This window comes from Flavobacterium soyae (genome assembly GCF_045348165.1).
In the GTDB taxonomy this organism is placed as follows: Bacteria; Bacteroidota; Bacteroidia; order Flavobacteriales; family Flavobacteriaceae; genus Flavobacterium; species Flavobacterium soyae.
In genome coordinates this window covers 2,020,525-2,033,666 of the sequence record NZ_CP150845.1, presented here as the reverse complement: position 1 = coordinate 2,033,666, position 13,142 = coordinate 2,020,525, and the positions used below count along the sequence as shown (strand labels likewise).

General features: G+C 33.0%; 6 protein-coding genes. 3 read left to right on the top strand and 3 right to left on the bottom strand.

The features are described 5' to 3' along the window. Positions 1-324 precede the first annotated feature (324 nt). The 3 genes from AABD74_RS08915 (at position 325) to AABD74_RS08905 (ending at position 9,409) form a co-directional block, all read left to right on the top strand. Positions 325-6,453, top strand: coding sequence for a M4 family metallopeptidase (locus AABD74_RS08915; protein WP_406845288.1), 6,129 nt, complete (start codon positions 325-327; stop codon positions 6,451-6,453). Positions 6,454-6,513: 60 nt separating this feature from the next. Further along, entirely contained in the window at positions 6,514-7,155 is a 642-nt protein-coding gene (locus AABD74_RS08910) for a porin family protein (RefSeq protein WP_232681651.1), read from the top strand. 280 nt (positions 7,156-7,435) lie between these two features. Beyond that, positions 7,436-9,409: a KUP/HAK/KT family potassium transporter gene (locus AABD74_RS08905; protein WP_406845287.1), complete on the top strand. Its 1,974-nt coding sequence runs from the start codon at positions 7,436-7,438 to the stop codon at positions 9,407-9,409. A gap of 662 nt (positions 9,410-10,071) precedes the next feature. Here the strand turns inward: AABD74_RS08905 and AABD74_RS08900 are convergent. From AABD74_RS08900 to AABD74_RS08890, 3 genes are read right to left on the bottom strand one after another with little or no spacing between them, the layout of a single operon-like run. Then, entirely contained in the window at positions 10,072-11,766 is a 1,695-nt protein-coding gene (locus AABD74_RS08900) for a sulfatase-like hydrolase/transferase (protein WP_406845286.1), read from the bottom strand. Between the two features lie 38 nt (positions 11,767-11,804). Further along, a complete protein-coding gene (locus AABD74_RS08895) occupies positions 11,805-12,179 on the bottom strand; it encodes a 6-pyruvoyl trahydropterin synthase family protein (RefSeq protein WP_406845285.1) in 375 nt (124 codons plus the stop codon). Between the two features lie 15 nt (positions 12,180-12,194). After that, positions 12,195-13,142, bottom strand: coding sequence for a hypothetical protein (locus tag AABD74_RS08890; RefSeq protein ID WP_406845284.1), 948 nt, complete (start codon positions 13,140-13,142; stop codon positions 12,195-12,197).

Here is a 13,142-nt window from a genome sequence, read left to right as displayed (position 1 = left end):
TTTATTTTTTATTGAGTGTTTTTTAAGTAGTATTTTTTTATCTGCGAGTGTTTTTGTAATAGTGCTTTTTTTCAAAAAAACTGGCATCCGTTCTATATTTACTAAATCATGAAAAGAAAAAGCTTCCAAAAGCTTATACCATTTTTTTAGAAGAAACAGCTGCCAAAAAGATTAGCTCTCCTGAAAATTCTGAAAAATTACAAAAGTCAACCCCCAAGTTGATTTTTAAACCTGCGTTTATGAAGATGGTTTTCCTAATAAACTATTATTCAACGCAATTATTATTTACCAACAAACTATAGTATTAATTTAAATTTAAAAGAAATGAACCACATTTACTTAAAAATCAAGTATTTGTTTATTTTGTTAAGTTTTTTTACCTGTTCTGTAGGGACGGCACAGTCAATTTTTCAAAATACAAATAAAAGCAGTACAAGCACTGCAGCAATGTCTGTTACAAACAATACAGAAAAAAAAAGTGACAAAAAATCGAATTCAGGCCCGGACAATGATGCAGATAATCTCTTTGCTCAAAAAGATGAAAATATAAAAGGTATTGAACTTTCTGCAGCAGAAAGCGAATCAATCAAAAAACAAGTACAACAAAGCCAAAAATTATTTGAAAAAAAACTTGCTGCCCCTTCTGCTGGCAAAACGCAAGATTCAGTCAGTACAAAAGTTAAATCATTTGCCAAATCCTCCAATTTAACTGCAAAAAATATATTTGAAGTTAAAAAGGAAGACTTTGATTTAACTGGAGCCGATAAAATGCAGTTAAAATCAATTTCTGATAATCATGGCAGAACCCTTGCTACTTATCAGCAGCTACACAACTCAATCCCGGTTGAAGGAGCAATTTATAAGGTTAGGGAAAATAAAACCAAAATTGAGGCCTTTGGTTCTGCTGCCAAAAAATTACCCGTAAACAGTAATTATAAAATAAGCGCTGCAACAGCTTTACAAAATGCTCTTAAAACCATAAATGCCACACAATATATTTGGGAGAGTACAAAATTAGGTTCTTTACTTAATAAAAAAATAAGCACAAAACCAAAAGGGGAACTCGTGTATGTTGGTCCTGAATTTTCTTCTCAATTAACAAAATATCATCTGGCATGGAAATTTGATATTTATGCAACTAATCCACAGTCGAGCCAGACTATCTATGTAGATGCCAATTCAGGAAAAACAATATTGACTTTAGATTTAAACCGTGATGTTAATATTCCGGGACAAAGCCCTGGTAAAGGAAGGGCAAGATATGCCGGAGATGTGACTTTTAATACGAAACAATATTCTGATGGTTACAGACTAGAAGCAATTCAAGGAAAATATAAAGTTCCCATTTTTACTTTAAATATGAATCATGCCAACCGTGCATCAGATGAAGTAATTACTGAGTTTATTGATGAAGATAATATCTGGAACGAACTCTACAATAAAAATCATGACGAAGCGGCTATAGATATTCATTGGGGTATGCAAAAAACCATTGATTATTATGCTGAAAAGTTTAACCGAAATAGTGTTGATAACAACGGAATGGAAGTTATTGGTCTTGCACATTTGGGTACTAATGTCGACAATGCTTCATGGACAGGCGGCTGGGCACAATTTGGAGACGGAAACAATAACTCACCTTTTGTTGGTCTGGGTATTACTGCTCATGAGCTGACACATGCTGTAACACAATTTTCTGCAGGTTTAATTTATCAAGGAGAATCGGGTGCTATAAATGAATCTTTCAGCGATATTTTTGGTGTGTCTGTTGAATTTTATGTTGGAAAAGATACTAAAGAAAACATTTGGATGCTGGGCAATGAAATGTATAAACATGGAAGCATGCGAAATATGTCGAACCCAAAAGCGCAAGGACAGCCTGACACTTATGGAGGGGAAAATTGGGCAGATCCATTTAACATTGTCCTAGATAATGGAGGCGTACACATTAACAGTGGTATTACAAATTACTGGTTTTATCTTTTAAGTGAAGGTGGTCAAGGGGTAAACGACCTTAATAATAGTTATGATATAAAAGCTATTGGTCTTGCTAAGGCAGAAAAAATTGCTTATTTAACACTTACCGAATACTTATCTCCTTCTTCAAACTTTAACGATATGCGTCAGGCAACTTTAATGGTTGTAGAAGATTTATACGGATTAAGTTCTGAAGAATACAAACAAGTTACCAATGCATGGTACGCAGTTGGTGTTGGAGCTCCATTTACAAAAAAACAAATAACACTGGTTTCTGTTCAAAAGCCTGCTGCTAGCTGCGGTCCATTAAAAGGTGATGAGCCATTTTATATTACAATTAAAAATACCGGATCTGTTGTCATTAAAGCAAATGAAAGTCTGAATTATAAATTAAGATTAATGATACAATCTTTTGGGGGCAGATTTAAATCTCTTTATACTAATGACAGTACCATTAGTTTTGATAAAGATCTGGGTATAGGTGAAGAAACGATTATAAAAATACAGGATCAGCTTCCGTACGAAGTAAGCGCCACAACTGTAAATTATATCGAAGTTAAACTTGACTTTAAACCTATTGAGGAGTTTGGTCTAAAAAATGGGGTTTCTTTTGTTACGGATTTAAAAGTTCCTCCCGGTCAAAAGGATTTTGATCTTAAAGTGACAGGACTAAATCTACCAGAATCCTCAGGATCAGCACTTTCAGCAAGCCATCCGTTAGCTATTACTATCTATAATTTGGGCTGTAAGGACATACCTGCAGGTTCTCCACTAAAAATAGGATATCATAACACACTTCAGCCAAATGAAATAATCTGGAAAGAGATCACGCTGGAAACAGCTCTAAAAATGAACTCAGAAATGACAATTCCTTTTGATGGAACCATCGATTTATCTGCAGCGGGCGTGCATACTTATGAAGCTTTTGTAACATACAGCCTAGATCCCGTAACAACAAATAACAGCATAATTAATGCAGTATACAGCGGTATGGTAACTGCATTTCCATATCATGAAGGCTTTGAGGGAACTCCTGGCGGATGGTATTCAAAATCGATACTTACCAATCAAAAATTTATATGGCAGCCAACTCCATATTCATTTAGAGATACCAACTCAAAATATTTATGGGTAACTGTTAATCTTGCTAATTATGGAGAGAGAATGGCCCTTAATGCTGATTTTACATTACAATCGCCAATGTTTGATTTTACCAATGTCACTTTTCCGTATGTTGAGTTTGATATAATTTCACTATTTCACAAAGGATATGACGGGTTAATTGTAGAGTATTCTGAAGACAACAAAAACTGGCAAAAAGTTACTGGTATAGATTATCCAGAAACAATACATCTCAACAATTTACTATCTGGGCCTTGGTTTACAGGAATAAACAATGACTTTAAAAAAGCGCCAATAAGAGTACATTTAAATGAACTTGCTGGTAAAAAAGGGGCAATTCGTTTTCGCGTAGTTACAGATGATTATTACGATGGCTTTTTAGGGGCATTTATAGATAACATTTTTGTAGGTAATGCCCCTTATGATTTAGAACTTATTACTGCAAACATAGATGCCGGAACTTGTACTATTACCAATGATAATGCTACTATAAAAGCTCAAATCATTAATAATTTTGCGACAACAAATGAACTGGTAAATGTTACTGTAAAAATATTGGATAGTGAACAAAAAGAGGTCTTTTCTAAAACCGAAAAAGCCAAATTAGTTTTTGCTAAATTCAGAGATACTATAACCTATTCTATGCCAAATATTAATTTGAAAAATATAGGACAAAATACCATTTCAGTTTCTGTTTTTCCTGATATTGAGAGTAAAGACATTAAACCGGATAATAACACGACTACTTTTGATTATGATAATTGGAGTAATGCCGATATGAAAGTATCTGTTCTTCCGTACATAATGGATTTTGAAGATGCTTCTAAATACAAAGGATGGAGAACTTCTGAGAACAAAAACGGCGGCGGCTGGAAACATGGAACAAATACTGATCTAGATTCTCCGGGATGGCGTATCAAAGAGCATACATATTTTATGGCCAGCAATGACGATAAATGTAATTGTGACTCATCAAACGATATGTTGATTTCTCCTGTGTTTGACTTAAGCAATTATAAAGAAGCACATTTAACATTTGATGGTTTTGGTGATGGTGCAGGACTTTCTGATGGATATGTAAAAGTAAGTACAGATGGAGGTAAAAACTGGAAAACTATATTTCAAATGCCTTATATCAATAATTGGATACAATATCAGGTAGATTTAAGCGCTTATGCAGGAAATCCTTGTGTTCTTGTAGCATTTCAGCATGATGACAATGGATTGTTTGCCAGCGGTTTTGCTGTAGATAATATTCAAATTAAGGATAAAGCCGAATATTTGCAGTTGTCTAACTTAAGCGTGGCAGAAAACGTATATCAAGATGTACCGTCGCACCAATTTTTTATAAGTGCCAAAAATTTATTTTACAACGTAGTTGATAAAATTACTATCGAATACCAGATTACACAAAATGGTAAAGCGATAGGAGAACCAATTGTATCAGAAAGAAATGCTAATTTATTGCAATATCAAACAATTGCTTATCAAATAAATGGTCTGCCAGAACTGCCGGCAGGAAATTATGAGATTACGGTAAAATTATTTGGAAACGGGCAAACAAAAGAAAAAGCAGAAAGTCTTACACAAGCGTTTCAAGTTATCGCAAAAACACCAAATTTAGATTTTGAACCTTTTTCTAATGTATCTCAAGGCAGCCTGTTTGGATCAAAAGGATTTGTTTCTAATCAAAGTGATGAAAATTATCCGTGGCGAGCAGTTGTTCAGCCTGATAACACCTATTTATCACTCCCTAAAAAAGACCATACCGGCGATGCTGCTGCAACTATGCTATATAATCAGTTAGAAAATTATTCAGCTTATGGAGAATTGATAACGCCATTATATACCTTATCTGAAAAGACAACTGCTTTAGAATTTTATTATGCTATGCAAAGTAATTATCACAATGCCCTTATTGTTGATATTAAAACAACTGGAGGTGAATGGCAGGAAATATGGAGAATTACTAAACAAGGAATTTATGCTGATATGGAGTGGCAAAAAGGAACTGTGAACTTACATAAATATGCGGGAAAATCTGTAATGTTTAGATTTAGACATGCTAAAGCAGCCGGATATTCTTATATGGTTTTTGATGACTTAAAAGTAATTAACGACCCTCTTTTAGATGTATCTGTTCAAATTCTGTCGCCTAGGGATATTTGCGGCGGGTCTGAATTTAAAGTTAAACTAACTAACGAGGGACAAATTGCAATAAAAGAAAACGCTATTCAATTAGATTTAGAATATGCTAATACAGATGAAGCCATTTCAGAATCTATTAACGTTGCAATTCCGGTTGGTCAAAGTATAGAATATATTTTCAAAAAACAGCCTAAGCTCGATACAAGCGGCGATTCTCACGTTTTTAATGTTATAGCAAAATTAGAGAATGACGTTATTCAGTACAATAATGAAGTAAAAAATTATATCTATCAGGAAGTATCATCAGATTTTAAAATATTTGACAACCCCGTTATATATGGGTACGCAGGTAAAAGCTTATACATTGATTCAGGAATTAATTTTAACAGTAAGAAATTAGATGTCCTTTCTTATCAATGGAGCACAGGAGAAACCACAAACGGTATAGAAATAAGTAAAGCAGGAGATTATACTGTAACCGCCGTAATGGAAAACGGATGTACCTTGACAGGAACCATAACTGCTGTATTCGACACTTTTGAATCTGAATTAGTAAGTGGTAATGTATGCGGTCCAGAAGTTGTTTTATCTCCAGGAAATTACAAATCATACGAATGGTTTGACGGCTCAACAGAACCTACATATACTACAACAGAAAGCGGTAATTATTATGTAACGGTTTACAATGAAAATGGTATTGGTAAAATATTCAACACCACTATTTCTATTCTCGAAAACAACATTGTACCAGAAATTATGGTAGTGGGAGAGAAAAAACTAACCGCTTCAGTCGAAGCAGCTTCATACCAATGGTATTTGAACGACAGACCAATACCAAATGCGACCCAAAAATCAATTATTACAATTTGGGAAGGAAATTACAGCCTGCAAATTACAAATACGAACGGCTGCAGCAGTACAATATCGGCACCATTTGATTCAAAAGGTATGATACTGGGCAAAATAACAAAAACGTTTAGAGTATTTCCTAATCCTGTTATAGATAACCTAAATATCTTTTTAGCAGATAAAGCTGAAGGGGAAACACAAATCAAAATTTACACCACAGATGGTAAAACTGTGTTTAGTAAAGCATATGCGAATATTCCTTCTAACATAAATGTGAGCGCACTAAGCCACGGGGTTTATGTTTTAGAGTGCAGTGTACAAGGCAAAAAATATACCGCCAAGATTATTAAAAAATAAAAATAATACAGAGTGGCAGCTCTACTATTTTAGAGCTGCCATTCTAAAAAACAAAATGCAATGAAAAAATCAATGCTAATTTTAAGCGCACTGTTTTTGTGCGCCGCAGCTATAGCTCAAGATCAAAAAATTAAAGTGGGTTTAAAAGCAGGTTTAAATATTTCAAGTCTGACTTGTGATGAAAGCGAATTAAATTCATCAGCCAAAACCGGATTTACAGCAGGCGCAATGGTCGAAATTCCGCTTACGAAAAGAATTTCGCTTCAGCCAGAATTGCTGTACAGCCAGCAGGGAACCAAGCATTCTTTTTCTGATGAAGATGTAATAAATTCAAACTATAAAGGTACTATCGAATTGAATTACTTAAACATTCCAGTTATGCTAAAATATTTTGTACTAAACGGATTAAGTCTGCAAGCCGGACCTCAAATAGGAATTCTTTTTAATGCTAAAAACAAGTACGAGGATAATTTTTTAGGGTATCAAAACAAGGATAGTTTTGATTTGCTTAATTATTCAAGCGGTATAGATACCTCAGTAAATTTTGGATTAGGTTATCAATTCAAAGATAAATTTTATACTGACTTAAGATATAATATTTCGTATTCGAATGTTTTTAAAGAAAGTGATGTTAATCGTTTCATAAACAATGATATGAAAAATAGGGTTTTTCAAATAACGATTGGGTATTTTTTTAAATAAAATATAAGCAAACTCTCAGAGGTATGAAAAGAAAAACACTTGATTTTCAATATATGTCATGAGATTTAAACAAACTAAATCCAAATTTCTTAATTAAAAACTCGCACTACTGGTGCGAGTTTATGTATGTACATGTTTAATCACTTTTTATTGGAAATGAGTGATCAATTATCACCTGAATTTGCAATATAACTATTATTTTTAACAACAAGTCTTTATATTATTTAATTAAAGTTCAATGTTTTTAGTTAAAATTATTATTTTTGAATAAAAACCATCAATGCACAATACAGCCACTTTTCACCAAAGAATAACCTTCGCAGGTTCACTTATTGCTATAGGAATTGTCTTTGGAGACATTGGAACCTCACCCCTATATACACTCAATGCCGTTTTTCATAACCGTATCATTACTGAAAGCATAGCTCTCGGGAGTTTAAGCTGTATTTTTTGGACCCTTTTTTTTCAGACAACCCTAAAATATGTCATTATAACACTGCAGGCAGATAATAATGGTGAAGGAGGTATTTTATCTCTATATGCTCTAATAAGAAGATACTGGGGAAAATGGCTTATTTTTCCTGCTATGGCCGGAGGCGCATTCTTAATGGCTGACGGTATTATTACTCCTCCAATATCTGTTGCATCGGCTATTGAGGGAGTACAGAATGTAATTCCCGGCTTTAATACCGTACCTGTAATTATTGGAATTTTAATTGGTCTATTTATATTCCAGCAATTTGGTACAGATAAAATTGGTAAAGTTTTTGGGCCTGCAATGGTAGTTTGGTTTGGTTTTATTGCCGTAATCGGAGCCATTTCCTTAAGTGAAAATTTTGCTGTATTAAAAGCTCTAAACCCATATTATGCATATAAAATGTTAGTTCTTGAACCAAAAGGTTTTTGGCTTTTAGGAAGCATCTTTTTATGTACTACCGGAGCAGAAGCACTTTATAGTGATATGGGGCATTGCGGCAGAAACAACATACGTATCAGCTGGGTTTTTATAAAAATAGCACTTATTTTATGTTATGCCGGACAAACCGCATGGCTTATGGGGCATGTAGGAGAAACTATTGGCAATGTTAGTCCATTTTATCATATCGTTCCTCAGGAAATATTCTGGCTTTCATTGATTATTGCTACAGCCGCTACTATTATTGCCTCACAAGCCCTGATCAGCGGCTGCTTTACTTTGATTAATGAAGCTATTCGTCTTGGTTTATGGCCAAGGCATAAAGTGTTATTTCCAGGAAACATTAAAGGACAGCTTTATATTCCTGCCATAAACTGGCTTTTAATGATGGGTTGTGTTTTTATGGTGCTCCATTTTAAGGAAAGCACCAAAATGGAAGCTGCATTTGGATTAAGTGTAACGCTTACCATGATTATGAGCACCCTACTAATTTATTACTACTTACGCGCTAAAAGAGTACCGATAGTCTGGGTAATACTCATTACTTCACTCTTTGTCTGCATCGAATTTAGTTTTCTTATTGCCAATCTTCAAAAAATTGGTGAAGGCGGATGGATTACGTTAGTTATTGGATTTACGCTTTTCATAATTATGTACATTTGGTGGAAAGGCCAGAATACAAAATCTGCACTCATGGAGTTCACAGATATAGCAAATTATCTCCCTTCACTCCAACAATTAAGCACAGATACCAGTATCCCAAAATATGCAACTAATATTGTATTTCTCACCTATTCAAAAAGCCTGCACAAACTGGAGAAAAACTTAATAAATTCTATATTTAATTATGGTACTCCAAAACGCGCAGACAATTATTGGTTTGTTCATGTCAATGTTCTGGACGAACCTTATGGAGTAAATTATGAGATTGATACAATTGTAAAAGATGATATATACTTTATAAACTTTGATTTAGGATTTCGCGAAGAACCACGGCTTGATTTATTCTTTAGAGAAGTGGTAAAAGAAATGATTAAAAATAAAGAAGTTAATCTTCAGGAAAGTAATGAGTTCAAATACAAACACTCTTCCTCTATAGGAGATTTTAAATTTGTTGTAAGGGACAGCTTTTTGTCTTATGATAACAATATGCCGTTTTGGAAAAATTTTATTATGAAAAGCTACTACAATTTAAAATATTTGGCAGTAAAAGAAGAAATTAATTTTGGTTTGGATCAAAGTAATCTTATAATAGAAAAATATCCATTAGTTGTAACTCTTCATAAAGGTTCTAAATTAAAAAGAAAATCTTCCACAAAGCATCCAGCAAATATCTGAGGATTATATCGAAAATTAATTTAGTCTTTCCTCTTAAACCATTCATTTTGAGAAACATATTATCATTTTGATAGTATTTATTTGGTGACAGAAAATTATCCAAAAAAGTAAACTGTTAATAATGAGTGATTTAGAATAAAAACAAATTAAAGGTACTATGTTTGTTATTATCCTGAAAAACCTAAATCATTATGAATCAGCTAGAGAAAAAAGACATTCGGGGTAGTAAAAAAGGCAGCACAAATTTAACCCGGAAGGGAAAGAAATTAACATCTGCCCATTTGTTAATTATTTCTTATACTATTATACTATTTTTTGCATCTATTTTAAAAATTGCGAGCCTATAACATCATAGGTATAAGCAATTAATTTGAACGTCTCTCCGCATACGCTAAACATTCAGAATGTAAGTAGTATGGAGAAAAACTGTGAAATCAATATTTTACGGGCTTTTTAATTTTTTTGCACCCGTGATGGTTACAGAGTTCGAACCATTTACTTGAAGATTTGAAGATTCTAAATAAGATGTAATTATTCTTCCTTTTAAAATTTTTATAGAATCTAAAAAAGACATGAAAAACCTATTTCGTAACGAAATAGGTTTTTGTTTTTATCATCTATAAACATCTAATTGATACTATATCTACCGAAATCACATGGCCTTATACTGAATATTGCTTCAAAAAACATTCTAGAAATAAGTTTTTTAATTCGTGATGATGGACGATTGGTGTTTTCTCAGTGTCGATGACGAGGCTCTTTGAAAATTCTTTTTGATGCCATAATGCAATAAAATCTTTGTTTTTTGAAATGATGTGTACAGGGGTTTTGAACGAGTTTTGATCGGTTGTTATCATTGGCGGCTGGTGATCTCCGAAAATGACAAAAATAGTATCTTCCGACTCGTTTAAAATTAAGTTTTCAATGGTCATTAATTGATATTTAATGGCTTCAAAGTAATTCTCTTTATTATTGTTTTTTGGATCAGTTGGTCTGTAATGCTCTAAAGAAGTGATATTACAGTCTTCCCATTGATCCAGAAGTACGGTGGGGGTATAAAAATCATAATGAGAATTGAGCGTTTCTACAAAAAAAGCGAGAGGCTTACCCTGATTCTTTTCTTTCATAATTTGAATTGAACGATTTAGAAAGTACTGATCTGGTGCTGACTCAAAAATAAATGATGGACCTGTATAATTGAGATCTTTGTGGGTAACGACATCTTGTACATCTGCAAATTCTAAAAATTCTTTCCATGGCACTTTTAAATTTTCAAATCCTCCAATTCCCGAAACTAAGAAGGTTCTGTATTGAAATTTTCTTAATACGGTGAAAATGGATTGCACAGGATATTGATCCCTTAGCAGGACTAATTTACGGTAAAGGGAATCTGTTTTTATTTGTATGCCTTTAAGAACGGAAAAAAATGCCATCCATGAGCCGCCGCCGCTTACAGGTGAATTTGATAAGAAACTTGCCGCGTGCCATTGGTCACTTTGAATTTTTTGGTTCATGGTTTCCAATAGTTGAATGTACGGCTGGGTATAGGCTTCGTTTTCGTATAAAATGGCTCCGTAGGATTCCAAGGCTATAAAATAGATGTTAGGACTTTGCTTTAGCGTTTGATCTCGCGATAGTATAAACTTAGTTTTGTTATAAATCTGAGGTATTAAAACCATCTCACTCTTTACTTTTTTACTAAAAAAGATATTAGAACTAATTAAAAATAAAAGAGCCTGAATTCCCATGCCCGAATAGTGTACAAAGTTACTCTCTGTCTGCAAATAAATATAGTTTATGCGACGATAAAAAAAGTGTCTAAGTGGTATCAATACAATAATTGATGCAAGTATCTGTAATATTATGACATTTGTATTTTGAATTTGTGCAAGCATTATGGTGTTTAACTTAATAATAAGAACTAATAAAATTAAAAAAACACCAATACCAAGTAGTAATTGTTTTTTATAGCCAGCCCATGCAATTTTCAAACCTTGCATAATTAACTGAAAATCAGAATTTATAGCAGGAAAAGTATAGTAAATACCATAAATACTATAGTGATAGTAAAATACGATTAAAGTAAGTATATAATATATTTGATATGGAGTAGCTACATATTGAAAATTAATATATTTTTTTAATATTGACAGCAAGAGTATAACTATTGTGAACTCTAAGTTTAATCGAAATATGTCTTTATTCATTCGTGCAAATAATATTCTACCTGCTAATCGCAAGCTTTTTTGCCCGAATATTTGGTTTATAGGTAAAAAGGTTGAGGTTTCTTTATTGAAGAAATACAAAGGAACAAATAGCAAAAAATTAAGGAATAAATAAATAGTAACTGCAATCATATTATTGTTTATTATGCCTTGTAAGGCCTGTCGTTGTATTAATTCTCTTCAAAGCCAGCCCATGCATTAGGGTTTTCTTTTATTGAAACGCTGATTTTACCTTCAAAATAAGATTTTACCTTTAAGCTTACCTCGTCATAGATATATCGGGCTATAAACTCTGTGGTGGTAAGTTTACCTTTAAAAATATCTAAATCGTCTAAATTTTGATAATCAAGTTTTGACAATATGTCTTTTACTACTTTATGCGCCAGACCAATATCAATTACAACATTATGTTTGTCAAGGCTTGTGGTTTTAAATGTTACGTCTACTACAAACGTTGCTCCATGAACATTTTGTGCCGGTCCAAAAAAAGGATGTTTTAAGGAATGGGCAATCATCATGCTTTCTCTAATTTTTACAAAATACATATTTTTATGTTTGGGTTAATATTTTACTATAGTTATGAAGTCTTCATTAGGTTTGTTTTTTCTAATTTGATCAAAATAAAGAGGTAGTTCATCGAAGAGAATTGTGTTCGATATAAAAATCTTATAATCAATAGTTTTAAGTAAATGCCCTACTAATTGTTTTCGACTTAAAAAGTTATAAACCTCTTTTTTCTCATGTGGTATTGAAGATACTTGTGAACTAATAATCTGCAGTCTTTTATAATGAAAATTTCCGCCTAATTGCAGTAAAACAGGGTTATTTCCGTACCAGCTTAACTCTATTATTTTTCCTTCTTCAACTGTATGGTCAATACAATATTGCAAGCCTTTTTGGTTGGCTGACACATTAAATGTAATATCATATTCGAGATTATCTGCACATAAATCAAACCCAAAGTCTTTTAATTTTTCTTTTTTAACCGGATTTATTTCCTGAACAAATACTGTCGCTCCAATATATTTTTTTATTGTTTGAGCCAATAAAATACCAACGCTTCCGGTACCACAAACTAAAACAATATCTGTTTGTTTTACTTTAGATGTCCAAATGGCATTAATTACCGTTTCGAGATTAGAAAACTGGGTAGCGGCGACAGGATCTATGTCTTCCTGAGAGAAAAAATAACAATCATCATCATTAACAATAATTTGATCTTGATGCGGGTGCATGACATGCGCCCATCTATGGTCATCAGTTTCTCCCACTAATGAATAGCCATATTTTATAGGAAAATCAAAACTCCCCCCCATGTAATTCACTTTCATTTTAGTATAAAGATCTAGGGGTATTTCGCCGTTAGCAACGAGTTTTTCTGTACCTATACTTATTGAAGAATACCTGGCGCGCATTGTAACAGCTTGATTTATATTACTAAAATTAAGCTGTTCAGTTTTTATTTCTGATGTGTTTTTATCGTTATGCCAAAATGCCTTTACTCTCAT

Coding starts and splice junctions, on each gene's coding strand:
- AABD74_RS08915 (WP_406845288.1), top strand. CDS start 325: ATGAACCACATTTACTTAAAAATCAAGTATTTGTTTATTTTGTTAAGT.
- AABD74_RS08910 (WP_232681651.1), top strand. CDS start 6,514: ATGAAAAAATCAATGCTAATTTTAAGCGCACTGTTTTTGTGCGCCGCA.
- AABD74_RS08905 (WP_406845287.1), top strand. CDS start 7,436: ATGCACAATACAGCCACTTTTCACCAAAGAATAACCTTCGCAGGTTCA.
- AABD74_RS08900 (WP_406845286.1), bottom strand. CDS start 11,766: ATGATTGCAGTTACTATTTATTTATTCCTTAATTTTTTGCTATTTGTT.
- AABD74_RS08895 (WP_406845285.1), bottom strand. CDS start 12,179: ATGTATTTTGTAAAAATTAGAGAAAGCATGATGATTGCCCATTCCTTA.
- AABD74_RS08890 (WP_406845284.1), bottom strand. CDS start 13,142: ATGAGAGTAAAGGCATTTTGGCATAACGATAAAAACACATCAGAAATA.